Raw genomic sequence first — 17,043 nt, 5'->3', positions numbered from 1 at the left:
AGGGCGCGCCGCGGGCATGGTCAACGGGGTCGCCAGACGGCCGGTTTTGCACTCAGCGTTGTGGCATGTCGCTTGCGCTGACAGTCTCTTTTGCCCTGTGGAGGACGTTGCATTGATCAAACCCGCGATTCTGGCGCTCGAGGATGGCAGCGTATTTCACGGTGTCTCCATTGGCGCCGACGGAGAAACCAGTGGCGAGGTGGTCTTTAATACGGCCATGACAGGATATCAGGAGATCCTGACCGACCCTTCCTATTCTCGCCAGATTGTCACGCTCACCTATCCCCATATCGGCAACACCGGCATCAATGAAGAAGATGTCGAATCCCACCGCATTCATGCCGCCGGCCTTGTCATTCGCGATCTGCCGCGCCTGGTCAGCAACTTCCGCAGCGTCCGCGCCCTCGACGACTATCTGGCCGCCCACGGCATTTTGGGCATTGCCGATATCGACACGCGCCGTCTGACGCGCCTGCTGCGCGACAAGGGCGCACAGAACGGTGCCATTGTCGCCGGCGCGGAGGCCCAGGGTGATGAGGCCGTGGCGCGTGCGCTGGCCGCCGCCCGCGACTTCCCGGGTCTCAAGGGCATGGATCTGGCGCGTGAGGCCGGCACCCGCGAGATTCATGAGTGGCACGACGGCGAATGGCAGCTCGGCCAGGGCTACGCCGACTTTCGCCAGCGCGACCGCGCCCGGCACGTGGTGGCCTATGACTATGGCACCAAGCACAACATCTTTCGCATGCTGACCAGCCGCGGCTGTCGCCTGACCGTGGTACCGCCGCAGACACCGGCCAGCGAGGTGCTGGCGATGAACCCTGACGGCGTCTTTCTGGCCAACGGCCCCGGCGACCCCGAGCCCTGTGACTACGCCATCAAGGCCATTCAGGAAATTCTGGCCACCGGCACGCCGGTCTTTGGCATCTGTCTGGGCCATCAGCTGCTGGCGCTGGCCGGCGGGGCGACCACCGTCAAGATGAAGCAGGGCCACCACGGGGCCAACCATCCGGTGCTGGATATCGATCGCGGCCATGTCATGATCACCAGTCAGAACCACGGATTCGCCGTTGACGAGGCGTCGCTGCCGGCCAATATTCGCGCCACCCATCGGTCGCTGTTTGACAATACCCTGCAGGGCATTGAATTGACCGATACGCCGGCCTTCAGCTTTCAGGGCCATCCGGAAGCCAGTCCCGGGCCACATGATGTTTCACCGCTGTTTGATCGCTTCGTGGCCATGATGGAGACGCGCCGCCAGCCGGCCTGACTCGACCCGGTCGCCGTCCGCGGCGGCCGGCTTGCCCTCGTATTCGACTTGTTCGCATCCCATTTTTCGACGCAGTGAAATCGTCATGCCAAAACGTACCGACCTGAAAAGCATTCTGATCATTGGCGCCGGCCCCATCGTTATCGGTCAGGCCTGTGAGTTCGACTATTCCGGCGCCCAGGCCTGCAAGGCGCTGCGCGAGGAGGGGTTCCGGGTCATTCTGGTCAACTCCAATCCGGCCACCATCATGACCGACCCGGTCATGGCCGATGCGACCTATATCGAGCCGGTGACCTGGGAGGCGGTGGCGCGCATCATCGAACGCGAGCGCCCGGATGCCGTGCTGCCCACCATGGGCGGGCAGACCGCGCTGAACTGTGCGCTCGAGCTGGACCGCCGCGGCGTGCTCGACGAGTATGGGGTCGAGCTGATCGGCGCCAACGCCCAGACGATCGAAAAGGCCGAGGACCGCGACCTTTTTGACAAGGCGATGAAAAACATCGGGCTTGAGTGCCCCAGGGCTCGCGTCGCGCATGCGATGGAAGAGGCCTGGGAGATTCAGGCCGAACTGGGCTTTCCCTGCATCATCCGCCCGTCCTACACCATGGGCGGCTCCGGTGGCGGCGTGGCCTATAATCGCGAAGAGTTCGAAGAGATCTGCCATCGCGGTTTCGAGCTCTCCTCCAACCATGAGCTTTTGATCGACGAGTCGCTGCTGGGCTGGAAAGAGTACGAGATGGAGGTGGTGCGCGATAAAAGCGACAACTGCATCATCGTCTGCGCCATCGAGAACTTCGATCCGATGGGCGTGCATACCGGTGACTCCATTACCGTGGCCCCGGCCCAGACGCTGACCGACAAGGAATACCAGATCATGCGTAACGCATCGCTTGCGGTGCTGCGTGAGATCGGCGTGGAAACCGGCGGCTCCAACGTGCAGTTCGGCGTTGATCCGGATACCGGGCGTATGGTGGTGATCGAGATGAACCCGCGCGTGTCGCGCTCGTCGGCGCTGGCCTCCAAGGCGACCGGCTTCCCGATCGCCAAGGTCGCCGCCAAGCTGGCGGTGGGCTACACCCTCGATGAGCTGCAAAACGAGGTCACCGGCGGTGCCACACCGGCCTCGTTTGAACCGGCCATCGACTATGTGGTCACCAAGATTCCGCGCTTTACCTTCGAAAAATTCCCGCAGGCCAACGACCGTCTGACGACCCAGATGAAGTCGGTGGGCGAGGTCATGGCCATCGGGCGCACCTTCCAGGAATCGCTGCAAAAGGCGCTGCGGGGACTCGAAATCGGCGTGGATGGCCTGGACCCCAAGCTGTCGAATTTCGATGAGGCGTCGCGGCAGCTGATGCAGGGCGAGCTGCAGCGCCCCGGTGCCGATCGCATCTTCTACGTGGCAGATGCCTTCCGGGCCGGTCATTCGCTGGATGAGGTGTTCAACTTCACCAAAATCGATCGCTGGTTCCTGATCCAGATTCAGGAGCTGATCGTGCTGGAAGGTCAGATCGCCAAGACGTCCCTGAATGATCTCAGCCGCAAGCAGGTCTACTTCTACAAGCGTCGCGGCTTTGGCGATGCGCGCCTGGCCCGTCTTATCGGCGTCAGTGAAAAGGCGTTCCGGGAGCGTCGCCAGACGCTGGATGTGCGTCCGGTCTTCAAGCGGGTCGATACCTGCGCGGCCGAGTTTCCGACCTCGACGGCCTACATGTACTCCACCTACGAAGAGGAGTGCGAGGCCGACCCCAGCGATCGACAGAAGATCATGGTGCTGGGGGGCGGTCCCAACCGGATCGGTCAGGGTATCGAGTTCGACTACTGCTGCGTTCACGCCGCGCTCGCCATGCGCGAGGACGGCTATGAGACCATCATGGTCAACTGCAACCCGGAGACCGTGTCGACCGACTATGACACCTCCGATCGTCTCTACTTCGAGCCGGTCACGCTCGAGGACGTGCTGGCCATTGTCGAAACCGAGAAGCCTGCGGGCGTGATCGTTCAGTTCGGTGGCCAGACGCCGCTGAAGCTGGCGCGCGATCTGGAGGCCGCGGGCGTGCCCATTATCGGCACCGCGCCGGACGCCATCGATCGCGCCGAGGATCGCGAACGCTTCCAGCAGATGATCGACAAGCTCGGCCTCAAACAGCCCAATAACGCCACGGCACGCAGCTTTGAAGACGCCTTCGTCAAGGCGGCAAAGATCGGTTACCCGCTGGTCGTGCGGCCCTCCTATGTGCTGGGCGGACGCGCCATGGAGATCGTCTATTCGGCCGACGAGCTCGAGAACTACATGACCCATGCGGTCAAGGTCTCCAACGACTCGCCGGTGCTGCTGGACCATTTCCTCAATGCCGCCATCGAGGTGGATATCGATGCCATCAGTGACGGCAAGAATGTCGTGATCGGCGGCATCATGCAGCACATCGAACAGGCGGGCGTCCACTCCGGGGATTCGGCGTGTTCGCTGCCGCCCTATTCGCTGCCGGGAGAGGTGCAGGATCGCATGCGCGATCAGGTGCAGCGTATGGCGCTGGAGCTCAACGTCGTGGGGCTGATGAATGTGCAGCTGGCCTGGCAGGATGGCGAAGTGTATGTCATCGAGGTCAATCCGCGCGCCTCGCGTACCGTGCCGTTTGTCTCCAAGTGCATCGGGCGCTCGCTGGCACAGCTGGCGGCGCGCGTCATGGCCGGCAAGACGCTGTCCGAGCTCGAGTTTACCCGGGAGCACATTCCGGATTTCTACAGCGTCAAGGAGGCGGTCTTCCCTTTCAACAAGTTCCCGGGCGTGGACCCGATCCTGACGCCGGAAATGAAGTCGACCGGCGAAGTGATGGGGACCGGAGCGACCTTTGCCGAGGCCTTTTACAAGGCCCAGCTGGGTGCCGGCGAGGCCATCCCGGCGCTGAGCGGCGACCGCCGGGCGTTCCTTTCGGTCCGTGACCCCGACAAGGAGGGCGTTATTGACGTGGCGCGTTCTCTGTTAACATTGGGTTTCACGCTGATCGCGACGAGCGGTACGGCACGGGCCCTCGAGGCTGCCGATCTGCCGGTCGAGCCGGTCAACAAGGTGTTTGAAGGCCGTCCCCACATTGTCGACATGATCAAAAACGATGAGGTTGCCTACATCGTCAATACGACCGAGGGACGGCAGGCCATTAACGATTCTTCCATGATTCGCCGCTCGGCGCTGTCGCACAAGGTGCCCTATGCCACGACCCTGGCCGGGGCGCGTGCCGTGTGCATGGCGCTTGAGTATGGTAACGAGATTACCGTGCGGCGACTTCAGGAACTCCATACGAGTGTAACCGCATGACCACCAGGGTGCCGATGACGGTGCAGGGCGAGCAGGCCCTGCGTGAAGAGCTCAACCAGCTCAAGAGTGTTGATCGTCCGCGAGTGATCGCGGACATTGCCGAGGCGCGCGAACACGGCGACCTGAAGGAGAACGCCGAGTATCACGCCGCGCGCGAGCAGCAGGGTTTCATCGAGGGGCGTATCCAGGAGATCGAGGCGCGCCTGTCCAATGCCCAGGTCATCGATGTCACCAAAATGCCACATAACGGCAACGTCATCTTTGGTACCACGGTCAGGCTTTTGAACCTCGAGACCGAAGAAGAGGTGGCCTACCGCATCGTGGGCGAGGATGAAGCCGACATCAAAAACGGCAAGATTTCGGTCAACTCCCCCATTGCGCGCGCGCTGATCGGCAAGTCCGAGGGGGATGTCGTCAACGTGCGCACGCCCGGTGGCGACGTTGAATACGAAATCGACAGCGTCGAACATATCGCCTGATTCGGGGGATATCGGCCCCGTCATGAAAAAGGCCCCCGACACTGTCGGGGGCCTTTTGATTCGGACCTTCTGTCTCGAAGACGCATGTACCGGGGCGGCTACTCGGTGTAGCGTGCCACGTTGGAGAGTCTGGGGTCCGCTTGTGGATTGTGACGATACAGCAGGGCGGTCTTGCCGATGCTCTGTACCAGCTCGGCGCCGGACTGTGCCAGCAGATGATTGATGATTTCGGCTCGCTCGTCGCGTTCGGCGCCGGCAATGCTGACCTTGATCAGCTCGTGATCGGCGAGCGCGCGTTCGAGCTCTCCCATGACACCCTCGGTCAGGCCCTTGTCACCGATCCGGACAACCGGATTGAGAATATGGCCGACGCTGCGCAGGGTTTTCTTTTGTGCCGCTGTAAGGCTCATGATATGTTGAAAACTCTCGATCCCTTTTCATGTGCACTCATCTTACTCCAGACAGCGGTAGTGGCGCCAACGGTTGTCGCACGTTCGGCGCATTGCGGCGTTGTTACTCTGGCGTTTGATCGCTGTAGCACTGCAATCCCTGCTTTCGGAAGTTAATGTGACACGCGCCAGAAAGCCGTCTGCCGGCAAAAAGACTTCCGCCGATAACGGCTGGATGAAGGAACACTTTGATGACGTCTGGGTAAAGCGCAGCTGGGCCGATGGCTATCGTTCCCGCGCCAGTTACAAGCTGCTTGAAATAGACGATCGTGATCGTCTGCTGGCACCGGGCATGAATGTGGTGGACCTGGGGGCGGCGCCGGGCGGCTGGAGTCAGGTCGCCATGGCACGCGTCGGTGATCATGGGCAGGTCATCGCCACTGACATCCTCGAAATGGATGCCATTGCGGGAGTGGACTTCATTCAGGGTGACTTTACGGAAGAGCAGACGCTGCATGCTATGCTCAGGGCGCTCGGCAACCGGCCGGTCAACGTGGTCCTGTCGGACATGGCGCCCAACATGAGCGGGCAAAGGGCCATCGATCAGCCGGGCGCCATGTATCTTGTCGAGCTGGCGCTCGACATGGCGCAGCAGGTGCTGACGCCGGGCGGCGATTTCCTGACCAAGATCTTTCAGGGTGAGGGGTTTGATCAGTATCTAAAGGAAATGCGTCTTCGGTTCGATAAGGTAGTTACCCGCAAACCCGATGCATCGCGCCCAAGATCGCGAGAAGTATATCTACTGGGGCGTGGTTTCCGCGCTTGAGCTTGTAATCGGCAGGCTGCGCCCCAAACTATCCGACACATACCGGGCCGCGCCTGGCAGGCAGAATCACGTAGTGAGGGTGTCCCCTTGAACGACATGGCCAAGAATCTGATCCTATGGTTGATTATCGCAGCGGTTCTGCTGACGGTGTTCAACAACTTCAGCGTCGATAATTCGCCGCAGGCGATGAACTACTCCCAGTTTGTCGAGCAGGTGCAAAACAACCAGATTCGTCAGGTTACCATTGATGGTTACGATATCCGTGGTGAGCGCGAGGACGGTTCCAATTTCCAGACCATCCGGCCGTCTGCTGAAGATCCACGTCTGATGGACGATCTGCTCAGCCATGATGTGACCGTGATCGGCAAGGAGCCCGATCAGCAGAGCATCTGGTCACGGTTGTTGATTGCCAGCTTCCCCATTCTGCTGATTCTGGGCATCTTCCTGTTTTTCATGCGGCAGATGCAGGGCGGCGGTTCCGGCAAGGGCGGGCCGATGAGCTTTGGCAAGTCCAAGGCCAAGCTGCTGTCCCATGAGCAGGTCAAGACAACCTTCAAGGATGTGGCCGGCTGCGATGAGGCCAAGGAAGAGGTTGAAGAGCTGGTCGACTTTCTCAAGGACCCTTCCAAGTTTCAGCGACTCGGCGGGCAGATTCCCCGCGGTGTCCTGATGGTGGGGCCCCCGGGTACCGGCAAGACACTGCTCGCCAAGGCAATCGCCGGCGAGGCCAGGGTCCCCTTTTTCACCATCTCGGGTTCCGACTTCGTCGAAATGTTCGTCGGCGTGGGCGCCTCTCGTGTCCGTGACATGTTCGAGCAGGCCAAGAAACAGGCGCCCTGCATCATCTTTATTGACGAGATCGATGCCGTGGGTCGTTCGCGTGGCTCCGGCATGGGTGGGGGACACGACGAGCGTGAGCAGACCCTCAACCAGCTGCTGGTCGAGATGGACGGCTTCGAAGCCAACGAAGGCATCATCGTGATTGCCGCGACCAACCGCCCTGACGTCCTTGACCCCGCGCTGTTGCGCCCCGGTCGCTTCGACCGTCAGGTCACTGTGGGTCTGCCCGATATCCGGGGGCGCGAGCATATTCTGGGCGTGCATCTTCGCAAGGTGCCGCTGGCCGATGACGTTAAACCCGAGATGATCGCGCGTGGTACACCGGGCTTTTCGGGGGCGGAGCTTGCCAACGTGGTGAATGAGGCCGCCCTGTTTGCCGCCCGCAAGAACCGTCGCCTGATCAGCATGAATGAGCTGGAGCAGGCCAAGGACAAGATCATGATGGGGGCCGAAAAGCGCTCGATGGTCATGTCCGAAAAGGAAAAGCGCAACACGGCCTATCACGAGTCGGGCCACGCGATCATTGGTCTGCTGATGCCGGAGCACGACCCGGTCTACAAGGTCACCATCATTCCTCGTGGTCGGGCGCTGGGTGTCACCATGTTCCTGCCCAATGAGGACCGCTACAGCTTTACGCGTCAGCAGATTATCAGCCAGATCTGCTCATTATTCGGTGGCCGTATCGCCGAGGAGATGACGCTGGGGCCCAACGGTGTCACCACCGGCGCTTCCAACGACATCAAGCGTGCCACGGAGCTTGCCCACAACATGGTGGCCAAGTGGGGCCTGTCGCAGGAGATGGGGCCGCTGATGTATGACGAGGACGAGTCGCATCAGTTCCTGGGTGGTCCGGGTGGCGGTGGCGGCAAGTTCACCTCGGCAGAAACCTCGTCGAGACTGGATCGCGAGATTCGCCGCATCATCGATGAGTGCTATCAGCAGGCCGAGCAGATCCTGCACGACAATCGCGACAAGCTGGATGCGATGACCGAGGCGCTGATCAAGTATGAAACCATCGATGTCGATCAGATCAGCGATATCATGGATGGGCGGGATCCGCGTCCGCCGAAGGAGCCGGGGGGCAGTGGCCCGAGCGGTGGTCTGGGAGTATCCGACACCAGCCCTTCGGATGTTCGTCCGGTCGATGAGCCGGAGGGGGATAACACCGATGATGATACGCGGCGTCGCCCCTCCGATCCGCTGGGAGGCTCCTCCGGACATTGATTCACGTTTTACGTATCATGACCGCCCCTCGGGGCGGTTTTTTTATGCCTGCCGATTACAATGCAGATCGTCAGTTCATGTTTCAGGAATCATCATGTCGAATGCAGCGACTTTCATGGCGTGCGGCGAGCGTCACCAGCTGACGCTGGACAGCCCCCATGTCATGGGCATCCTCAACGTTACCCCGGACTCCTTTTCCGACGGGGGCCGGCATGCCGCAGGCGATGCGGCCCTGCGCCGGGCGCAGCAGATGCTTCGCGAGGGGGCTGACATCATCGATGTTGGCGGCGAGTCCACGCGACCCGGGGCCACGCCGGTAAGCCTCCAGCAGGAGCTGGATCGGGTGGTACCGATCGTGGAGCGACTGACAAGTGAGCTGAGTGCGCTGGTGTCAGTGGATACCAGCGCGCCGGAGGTCATGACCGCCGTAACGGCAGCGGGCGCGGGCATGATCAATGATGTGCGCTCGTTGAGACGCCCGGGAGCGCTTGAGGCGGCAGCGGCTTCGGGACTGCCCATCTGCCTCATGCATATGGTGGGCGAGCCCGATAACATGCAGAATGATCCATATTACGAGCGCCCTATCGAGGAAGAGGTGGCGATCTTTCTGGAGCAACAGATTGCGCGCTGCCATGACGCCGGCATCGCTGCCGAACGGCTGCTGGTCGACCCGGGCTTTGGTTTTGCAAAGACGCTTGCGCACAATCTGCGCCTGATGAATCGCCTAGAGTATCTCCAGCGTCTGGGGTATCCGCTGCTGGTGGGAACCTCACGCAAGGGCATGATCGGTCGTGTGCTGTCGCGCGAGGTAGATGAGCGCCTTTATGGTGGGCTGGCGCTGACGGGCCTTGCCATCAGCAAGGGGGCCTGGATTATCAGAACACATGATGTTGCTGCCAGCGCGGATGCCGTTGGCATGACTCGTGCAGTACTCAAGGAAGGCAAATAGCAATGGCAAGACAATATTTCGGTACGGATGGGATTCGCGGCACGGTCGGTCAGGCCCCCATTACGGCAGATTTCATGCTGCGTCTGGGATGGGCGGCCGGACGGGTCTTTGCGCGTCAGAACCGACGGGCACGCGTACTGATCGGCAAGGATACCCGTATCTCCGGCTATATGTTCGAGTCTGCGCTGGAGGCCGGTTTTTCGGCAGCCGGTGTGGACGTGGCGCTGCTGGGGCCCATGCCGACGCCGGGCATTGCCTATCTGACGAGCACGCTGCGCGCCAGTGCCGGAGTGGTCATCAGCGCTTCGCACAATCCATATCAGGACAACGGCATCAAGTTTTTCTCCCAGCATGGCACCAAGCTGCCTGACGCCCTGGAAGACGAGATCGAGCGCGAGCTCGATGGGCTTCAGGAAACGGTAGGCCCCGACCGGCTGGGCAAGGCGGTGCGTATCGAGGATGCCGCCGGCCGCTACATCGAATTCTGCAAGTCGACGGTGCCCAATCGCTTCGGCCTGCACGGTCTGAAAATCGTCGTCGACTGTGCCAACGGGGCGACCTATCACATCGCGCCCAATGTCTTTCGCGAGCTGGGCGCCGAAGTCATCACGATGGGGGTAACGCCCGACGGGCTCAACATCAATCAGCAGGTCGGCTCTACCCATCCGGAAGCCATGCGCGACAGGGTACTCGAAACCGGAGCCGATCTCGGCATCGCCTTTGATGGCGATGGGGATCGTGTGATCATGGTGGATCACGCCGGTCGCATCGTGGATGGTGATGACATCCTTTACATCATTGCCCGTGACCGTCAGCGTCGTGGTGTGCTGGGTGGCGGTGTCGTCGGTACCCTGATGAGCAATTTCGGGCTGGCGTCAGCGCTGGAAGAGCTGGGGGTTCCCTTTGAGCGTGCAAGGGTCGGTGACCGCTACGTCATCGAACAGATGCAGGCGCGAGACTGGCAGCTGGGCGGTGAATCCTCCGGGCATATTCTTTGCGGCCATGCCCAGACCACCGGTGACGGTATTGTCTCCGCGCTTCAGGTGTTGGTCACCATGGTGATCGAAGAGCGACGTCTCGATGAACTGCTGGAAGGCATGGAAAAGGCGCCGCAGGCCCTGGTCAACGTGCGTCTGGTGCCGGGCATCGACAAGGCGGCGCTGATGGAGAGCGCGCCGGTGGCTGCTGCGGTCAGGGATGTCGAGCAGACGCTGGGCGATTCCGGACGCGTGCTGTTGAGACCTTCAGGCACGGAGCCGCTGATCCGCGTCATGGTGGAAGGCCGCCCGCGCTTTGACGTTCAGGCGCTGGCACAAAAGATCGCCGACGAAATCGAACGGGGCATGTCGGCTGTCCGGGAGTGAAGAAAGCGGGGCGTGGTTGTGCTCACGCCATCGCTCCATTACCATCGCCCTCCCTGCGGAGGCGTCTACCAATACTTTCCTGTTCCCGACAGGCTAGGGAGAAGTCACCATGCGTAAGCCGCTGATTGCCGGCAACTGGAAGATGAACGGCTCGCCGGAGCTTTTGGAAACAATGACGCAGGCGCTGATGTCGGCGCAGATTTCCTCAAGCGTTGACGTTGCCATTATCCCGCCCTTTACGCTGCTCACATCGGCGCAGGGATTGCTGGCAGGCAGCCCGGTCGCTCTCGGTGCTCAGACGCTTCACCCCGAATCATCGGGTGCCTACACCGGTGAGATCAGTGCTCCCATGCTTGTACAGTGCGGCGTCACTCACGTACTGGTTGGCCACTCCGAGCGTCGAACCCTGTTCGGCGAAGACGATCAGGCCGTACTGGCTCGTGTCAGGGCCGCACTGGATGGCGGGCTGACGCCGATATTGTGTATTGGCGAAACGCTTGAGGAACGAGAAGCGGACAGGGTAGAGACGGTGGTGCTGGGACAGGTCAGCACCGTCATTGACGCCCTGGCCGTGGAAGAGCGCTCACGGCTGGTCATTGCCTACGAGCCGGTCTGGGCCATCGGTACAGGCCGCACGGCAACCCCCGAGCAGGCGCAGCAGGTTCATGCCATGATTCGCTCGTGGCTGTCCGACAGGGATCCGGCACTGGGAGAGGGCATGCGACTGCTGTATGGCGGTAGCATGAAAGCCGATAACGCTGCCGATCTTCTTTCCCGACCGGATATCGATGGGGGGCTGATAGGCGGCGCCTCGCTCAAACCCGATGACTTTATTGCGATTTGTCACGCAGCAGGTTGATTAAATGTACGTTGCCATCATTCTGATTCACGTTCTCCTTGCCATCAGCCTGATCGCGCTGGTGCTCTTGCAGCGCGGCAAGGGGGCCGAAGCTGGTGCCTCCTTTGGAGGCGGTGCCTCGCAAACGGTACTGGGCTCGCAGGGCGCCTCCAAGACGCTGGCACGCCTGACGGCAGTGCTTGCCGCCCTGTTTTTCGCGACCTCGCTCGGACTTGCCTGGCTGGTCAACAGCGGCGGCAGTGCCGACTCCCGGAGCGGTATTCCCGACGCGCGGGTCATCGAGCAGCAGCGCAGCAGCGCACCAAGTCTGGATGATGGCGATGATGCGCCTCGTGCTCCTGCCGCCCAGCAGGAAAGCGATGAGGGCGCCGAAGGCCTGACAGTGCCTTCCAGCAGCGACAGCAGCAGCGATTAAAACGGGAGGCCATGTATCGCTTGACGAATCGGGTCAGGGGATGCATAATCTCGCGCCAGTGATGAGGCGCCCGCCCGATAGCGCTTCATCATTTGTCTGGCAGAAGGTCGTCAGACAGAACAGGATGCAGATTCTGTTCAACCGAAAGCCGAAGTGGTGGAATTGGTAGACACGCTATCTTGAGGGGGTAGTGACCCTACGGTCGTGCGGGTTCAAGTCCCGCCTTCGGCACCATCGGAACTGCAAGCCGCGACAGACGGATCATGTTGATTCGGCAGGACAAAGTCCTTATACTGATTGCGCTATTGATGCGGGGTGGAGCAGCCTGGTAGCTCGTCGGGCTCATAACCCGAAGGTCGTCGGTTCAAATCCGGCCCCCGCTACCATCCATGAGTCACTGGATGGCAATTTTTCCCGAAAAGCCCCTTCCATCGAAGGGGCTTTTTGTTACAGCGCAACAAGATCGCTCATCAGTCACCTCATCTGCTCTCCTGTATTTTCGCTCAGGTGCCTGATGCCACTGCAGGAGGCCATGTCGTGCCAACCAGGCAAGAAACACTGCATACGCTGATAGAACCCGCCGTTGCAGCGCTCGGCTTTGAGCTCTGGGGCATCGATTACAATGCTCAGGGCAAGCATTCAAAATTGACCGTTTATATCGACCATGAAAACGGTGTCAGCGTTGAAGACTGTGCCGATGTCAGTCGGCAGGTCAGTGCTCTTCTGGACGTAGAAGACCCTCTCCCCGGACAGTATCAGCTTGAAGTGTCCTCTCCCGGGATGGATCGCCCGCTTTATTCCCTGTCACATTTTGCCCGCTTTGCCGGTCATACCGTCACATTGAAGCTGCGTGCGCCCTTTGAGGGGCAGCGTCGTTTCAAGGGGCTGCTGGCAGGTGTCGAGGGTGATGAAGTGCTGCTGCAGTTCAACGACGAAGAGTATGGATTTCCTATCGAGACCATTGAGCAGGCACGCGTTGTGCCCGGGTTTGATAACTGATGCTTGATGACAACAAGGACTTTTCTGGCGAGGCACAGGCATGAGCAAGGACATTTTGCTGGTCGTCGATGCAATATCGAATGAAAAGGGTGTCCCCCGCGACATTATTTTCGAAGCCGTCGAGGCGGCGCTGGCCAGCGCCTCCCGCAAGCGCTACGAAGGCAAGGATGTCGACATTCGCGTACGCATCGATCGCAGTACCGGCGATTACGAAACCTTCAGGCGCTGGACGGTCGTGCCTGATGAGGAGTACACCACCTCGGCACGTCAGATACCGCTGGGCGCGGCAGAAGAGCGCGACGATCCGCTGGATCTGAACGAGGTCGTGGAAGAGCAGATCGAGTCGGCCGAATTTGGCCGCATCGCTGCTCAGACCGCCAAGCAGGTTATTGTACAAAAGGTACGCGAAGCCGAGCGTTCCGAAATCGTGCGCCAGTACACTGAACGCGAAGGTGAGCTGGTCGGCGGTAATGTCAAGAAAACCACTCGTGACGGCCTGATCATTGATCTGGGCGACAACGCCGAAGGGTTTCTGCCGCGCGGTGAAATGATCCCGGGCGAGCGCTATCGTCTCAATGAGCGTGTCAGGGCGCTGCTCTGGCGTGTGGATCCCGAGGCGCGCGGTGCACAGCTGATCCTGTCACGAACGCGTCCGGAATTTCTGGTAGAGCTCTTTACCATTGAGGTACCCGAAATCTCGGAGCAGCTGATCGAGATCAAGGGGGCGGCACGTGATCCGGGTTCCCGCGCCAAGATCGCCGTCAAGACCAATGACCGTCGCATCGATCCGGTGGGCGCCTGTGTCGGCATGCGCGGTTCCAGGGTGCAGGCCGTATCCAATGAGCTTCGCAACGAGCGTGTGGATATCGTGCTCTGGGACGATAATCCTGCTCAGCTGGTCATCAATGCCATGGCGCCTGCTGATGTGGCCTCCATCCTGGTGGATGAAGATACCCATGCCATGGATGTCGCGGTCGGCGAGGACAATCTGGCGCAGGCCATCGGTCGCAGCGGACAAAACGTGCGTCTGGCAAGCGAACTGACCGGCTGGACGCTCAACGTCATGACGGAGGAGGAAGCCAAGGGGCGTCGCGAGCAGGAGCTCGACAGCTATATCGAATACTTCATCAATCATCTTGATGTCGATGAAGAGCTGGCAAGGCTGCTGGTGGAAGAAGGCTTCACTTCACTCGAGGAAGTCGCCTACGTCCCGCTGGAAGAGATGCTGGAAGTCGAAGGCTTTGACGAGTCGCTGGTCGAGGAGCTGCGGGCGCGGGCCAAGGATGAATTGCTCAATCTGGCAATCAAGTCCGAAGAAGAACTGGATGGCACCGCACCCGCCGAGGATCTGCTCTCGATGGAGGGCATGGATCAGCATCTTGCCTACCGGCTGGCCGGGCGAGGAATTATCACCATGGAAGATCTTGCCGAGCAGTCCATTGAAGACCTCAAGGATATTGAGGGAATGGATGAAGAGCGTGCTGCGGCACTGATCATGACGGCCCGGGCGCCGTGGTTCGAATAATCCATCGTATCGCGACAGGTCACGGGCTCAGGAGGTCATAAATGGCAGAAACAACAGTCAAGGAATTTGCCGGCAAGGTGGGGCGTGATGTCAGCCGCCTGCTCGAGCAGATGAGTGAAGCAGGCCTGCCGCACAAGGCAGAAAACGATGCGGTATCGGAAGAAGACAAGCAGACGCTGCTCGATTATCTCACCAAAAGCCACGGCGGTGCCGGCGCGCGCGGTAACAAGAACCGGATTACCATGACGCGCAAGACCCGCAGCAAGATTCGTACCGGCGATGGCCGCAACAAGACCATCGAGGTGCAGGTGCGCAAAAAGCGTACCTACGTCAAGCGTGGTGACGAGGAAAACGGCGAGCAGGAGCAGGAACAGGAAGAGCAGGCGCCTGCGGCCGAGCAGGTCACCAACGGTGATCAGGCGGTCGAGGCCCCCGAGAGTACAGCGACGCCCGAAGTTGCCGAGACGGCTCCCGTACAGGAGAGCGCCGAGTCGACCCAGAGCGTTACCGACAAGGCGGCGCCGGTAGAAGAGGTCGTGGCACCGGTGGCAGAGGAAAGCGTCGAAGAAGGCGCGCCGGCCGTGGATGCGCCGCCACGCGAGCCGCGCAATGACAACAGCCGGCGTAACACCCGTCGTGGTGAGGGTGGCAAGTCCTCCGGTGGGCGTCGTGACGAGCGCCGTGATAATGCCGACGAACGCAGCGAGCGCAACGAACGCAAGCGTGGCGGCAAGAAGGTCAAGCGTGCCGAGCAGCGCCGTGGCAGCCGCCGTGGTGGCAGCAATCGCAGTGACAACGCTCATGGCTTCCAGAAACCGGTACAGAACATCGTACGTGAAGTGCCGATTCCTGAGTCCATCAGCGTGGCAGACCTTGCCGACAAGATGGCCATCAAGTCCAACGAAGTCATCAAGGCCATGTTCAAGATGGGCGCGGCCGTGACCATCAATCAGACCATCGATCAGGATACTGCCGCGATCGTGGTCGAGGAGATGGGCCACACGCCCAAGCTGGTCAAGGAAGATGCGCTCGAGACCGAAGTGCTCGAGAACATCTCCTATGAGGGCGAGCAGATCACGCGTGCGCCGGTCGTGACCGTCATGGGTCACGTTGACCACGGCAAGACCTCGCTGCTGGACTATATCCGTCGCACCAAGGTCGCCACCGGCGAGGCCGGCGGCATTACCCAGCATATCGGCGCCTATCACGTCGAACATGACAACGGCGATCTGACCTTTCTGGACACGCCGGGTCACGCGGCCTTTACTGCCATGCGTGCTCGCGGGGCGCAGGCCACGGACGTGGTCATCCTGGTGGTCGCCGCCGACGACGGCGTCATGCCGCAGACGGTCGAGGCCATCGAGCATGCCAAGGCTGCCGGCGTACCGCTGGTCGTGGCGGTCAACAAGATCGACAAGCCCGGTGCCGATCCGGACCGCGTGCGCAACGAACTGTCACAGCGCGGCGTGATTTCGGAAGAGTGGGGCGGTGACACCCAGTTCGTCCATGTTTCCGCCAAGAGTGGCGAGAACATCGACGGGCTGCTGGAAGCGGTCCTGCTGGTCTCCGAAGTTCTGGAGCTCAAGGCCGTTCCCGAGGCACCCGGCAAGGGGGTTGTGGTTGAATCCCGTCTGGATCGCGGCCGCGGTCCGGTAGCCACCGTGCTGGTACAGACCGGCACGCTCAGAAAGGGCGATGTCGTGCTGGCCGGACTCCATTACGGTCGTGTCCGCGCTCTGGTCAACGAACTGGGCAAGCAGGTCGACGAAGCCGGGCCTTCCATGCCGGTCGAGATTCTCGGTCTGGGCGGTACGCCGGAAGCCGGTGACGACTTCATGGTGCTGGCCGACGAGAAGAAGGCGCGCGAAGTGGCCAACTTCCGTCAGGGCAAGTATCGCGAAGTACGTCTGGCGCGTCAGCAAAAGGCCAAGCTGGAGAACATGTTCAGCCAGATGGGCCAGGACGAAACCGCCACCGTCAATATCGTGCTCAAGGCCGACGTGCAGGGCTCGCTCGAGGCCATTCGTGGGGCGCTTGAAGAGCTCTCCACCGATGAGGTCAAGGTTGCAGTGGTCTCTTCCGGCGTCGGTGGCATCACCGAAACCGACACCAACCTGGCCGTTGCCTCCAACGCCATCATCGTTGGCTTCAACGTTCGTGCCGATGCCTCCTCGCGGGATATTGTCGATCGTGAAGGGCTGGACCTGCGCTACTACAGCGTCATTTACCAGCTCATCGACGAGGTCAAGCAGGCGATGAGCGGCATGCTGGCACCGGAGTGGCGTGAAGACATCGTCGGTGTGGCCGAAGTGCGCGATGTCTTCCGGGCACCGAAGATCGGCGCGGTCGCCGGCTGCATGGTGGTCGAGGGCAACGTACACCGCAACAAGCGTATCCGTGTCCTGCGTGAAAACGTGGTGGTCTACGAAGGGGAGCTGGAATCCCTGCGCCGCTTCAAGGATGACGTCAACGAAGTGCGCAACGGCATGGAGTGCGGCATCGGGGTACGTAACTACAATGATGTCCAGGTCGGCGACAAGATCGAAGTCTTCGACCAGATCGAGGTTCAGCGCTCCCTGTGAGCGCTGTAC

At 60.8% G+C, this 17,043-nt stretch carries 13 protein-coding genes and 2 tRNA genes; 14 read left to right on the top strand and 1 reads right to left on the bottom strand.

Going from position 1 to position 17,043, the window contains the following annotated elements:
• Nucleotides 1-112 precede the first annotated feature (112 nt).
• The 3 genes from carA to greA all read left to right on the top strand — a co-directional run bounded on the left by carA (nucleotide 113) and on the right by greA (nucleotide 5,062).
• A complete protein-coding gene (carA, locus tag M1D97_RS14280; protein ID WP_456268374.1) occupies nucleotides 113-1,267 on the top strand; it encodes a glutamine-hydrolyzing carbamoyl-phosphate synthase small subunit in 1,155 nt (384 codons plus the stop codon).
• An 85-nt stretch (nucleotides 1,268-1,352) separates the two neighbouring features.
• Nucleotides 1,353-4,583 carry a carbamoyl-phosphate synthase large subunit gene (gene carB / locus M1D97_RS14275; protein WP_456268373.1) on the top strand — a complete coding sequence of 1,077 codons (3,231 nt, stop codon included), beginning with the start codon at nucleotides 1,353-1,355 and terminating at the stop codon, nucleotides 4,581-4,583.
• The gene (gene greA, locus M1D97_RS14270; RefSeq protein ID WP_456268372.1) at nucleotides 4,580-5,062 is read left to right on the top strand and encodes a transcription elongation factor GreA; all 483 of its coding nucleotides are present in this window, start codon (nucleotides 4,580-4,582) and stop codon (nucleotides 5,060-5,062) included. Before carB ends, greA begins: the two co-directional genes overlap by 4 nt.
• A gap of 98 nt (nucleotides 5,063-5,160) precedes the next feature.
• Here the strand turns inward: greA and yhbY are convergent, their stop codons facing one another.
• Nucleotides 5,161-5,472, bottom strand: coding sequence for a ribosome assembly RNA-binding protein YhbY (gene yhbY, locus M1D97_RS14265; protein WP_456268371.1), 312 nt, complete (start codon nucleotides 5,470-5,472; stop codon nucleotides 5,161-5,163).
• A 214-nt stretch (nucleotides 5,473-5,686) separates the two neighbouring features.
• Here yhbY and rlmE point away from each other — a divergent pair, with 214 nt between their 5' ends.
• The 11 genes from rlmE to infB all read left to right on the top strand — a co-directional run bounded on the left by rlmE (nucleotide 5,687) and on the right by infB (nucleotide 17,034).
• Complete coding sequence (gene rlmE, locus M1D97_RS14260) at nucleotides 5,687-6,277, top strand: 23S rRNA (uridine(2552)-2'-O)-methyltransferase RlmE (protein WP_456270233.1); 591 nt, start codon at nucleotides 5,687-5,689, stop codon at nucleotides 6,275-6,277.
• Between the two features lie 87 nt (nucleotides 6,278-6,364).
• Nucleotides 6,365-8,341: an ATP-dependent zinc metalloprotease FtsH gene (gene ftsH, locus M1D97_RS14255; RefSeq protein ID WP_456268370.1), complete on the top strand. Its 1,977-nt coding sequence runs from the start codon at nucleotides 6,365-6,367 to the stop codon at nucleotides 8,339-8,341.
• Between the two features lie 94 nt (nucleotides 8,342-8,435).
• Nucleotides 8,436-9,290 carry a dihydropteroate synthase gene (gene folP / locus M1D97_RS14250; RefSeq protein ID WP_456268369.1) on the top strand — a complete coding sequence of 285 codons (855 nt, stop codon included), beginning with the start codon at nucleotides 8,436-8,438 and terminating at the stop codon, nucleotides 9,288-9,290.
• 2 nt (nucleotides 9,291-9,292) lie between these two features.
• The gene (gene glmM / locus M1D97_RS14245) at nucleotides 9,293-10,654 is read left to right on the top strand and encodes a phosphoglucosamine mutase (RefSeq protein WP_456268368.1); all 1,362 of its coding nucleotides are present in this window, start codon (nucleotides 9,293-9,295) and stop codon (nucleotides 10,652-10,654) included.
• 109 nt (nucleotides 10,655-10,763) lie between these two features.
• Entirely contained in the window at nucleotides 10,764-11,513 is a 750-nt protein-coding gene (gene tpiA, locus M1D97_RS14240) for a triose-phosphate isomerase (protein WP_456268367.1), read from the top strand.
• 4 nt (nucleotides 11,514-11,517) lie between these two features.
• The gene (secG, locus tag M1D97_RS14235) at nucleotides 11,518-11,928 is read left to right on the top strand and encodes a preprotein translocase subunit SecG (protein ID WP_456268366.1); all 411 of its coding nucleotides are present in this window, start codon (nucleotides 11,518-11,520) and stop codon (nucleotides 11,926-11,928) included.
• 147 nt (nucleotides 11,929-12,075) lie between these two features.
• Nucleotides 12,076-12,162: transfer RNA gene (locus M1D97_RS14230), tRNA-Leu, on the top strand.
• 75 nt (nucleotides 12,163-12,237) lie between these two features.
• Nucleotides 12,238-12,314: transfer RNA gene (locus tag M1D97_RS14225), tRNA-Met, on the top strand.
• Between the two features lie 151 nt (nucleotides 12,315-12,465).
• The gene (gene rimP, locus M1D97_RS14220) at nucleotides 12,466-12,927 is read left to right on the top strand and encodes a ribosome maturation factor RimP (RefSeq protein WP_456268365.1); all 462 of its coding nucleotides are present in this window, start codon (nucleotides 12,466-12,468) and stop codon (nucleotides 12,925-12,927) included.
• Nucleotides 12,928-12,967: 40 nt separating this feature from the next.
• The gene (gene nusA, locus M1D97_RS14215; RefSeq protein ID WP_456268364.1) at nucleotides 12,968-14,452 is read left to right on the top strand and encodes a transcription termination factor NusA; all 1,485 of its coding nucleotides are present in this window, start codon (nucleotides 12,968-12,970) and stop codon (nucleotides 14,450-14,452) included.
• Nucleotides 14,453-14,493: 41 nt separating this feature from the next.
• Complete coding sequence (infB, locus tag M1D97_RS14210) at nucleotides 14,494-17,034, top strand: translation initiation factor IF-2 (RefSeq protein ID WP_456268363.1); 2,541 nt, start codon at nucleotides 14,494-14,496, stop codon at nucleotides 17,032-17,034.
• Nucleotides 17,035-17,043 lie beyond the last annotated feature (9 nt).

The sequence above is a fragment of the Kushneria sp. AK178 genome, assembly GCF_053903105.1.
This window is presented reverse-complemented; position numbering and strand designations above follow the sequence as displayed.

Excerpts from the sequence above, each read along its gene's own strand:
- secG (WP_456268366.1), top strand. The coding sequence starts at position 11,518 with ATGTACGTTGCCATCATTCTGATTCACGTTCTCCTTGCCATCAGCCTG.
- folP (WP_456268369.1), top strand. The coding sequence starts at position 8,436 with ATGTCGAATGCAGCGACTTTCATGGCGTGCGGCGAGCGTCACCAGCTG.
- greA (WP_456268372.1), top strand. The coding sequence starts at position 4,580 with ATGACCACCAGGGTGCCGATGACGGTGCAGGGCGAGCAGGCCCTGCGT.
- tpiA (WP_456268367.1), top strand. The coding sequence starts at position 10,764 with ATGCGTAAGCCGCTGATTGCCGGCAACTGGAAGATGAACGGCTCGCCG.
- yhbY (WP_456268371.1), bottom strand. The coding sequence starts at position 5,472 with ATGAGCCTTACAGCGGCACAAAAGAAAACCCTGCGCAGCGTCGGCCAT.
- rlmE (WP_456270233.1), top strand. The coding sequence starts at position 5,687 with ATGAAGGAACACTTTGATGACGTCTGGGTAAAGCGCAGCTGGGCCGAT.
- nusA (WP_456268364.1), top strand. The coding sequence starts at position 12,968 with ATGAGCAAGGACATTTTGCTGGTCGTCGATGCAATATCGAATGAAAAG.
- carB (WP_456268373.1), top strand. The coding sequence starts at position 1,353 with ATGCCAAAACGTACCGACCTGAAAAGCATTCTGATCATTGGCGCCGGC.
- glmM (WP_456268368.1), top strand. The coding sequence starts at position 9,293 with ATGGCAAGACAATATTTCGGTACGGATGGGATTCGCGGCACGGTCGGT.
- infB (WP_456268363.1), top strand. The coding sequence starts at position 14,494 with ATGGCAGAAACAACAGTCAAGGAATTTGCCGGCAAGGTGGGGCGTGAT.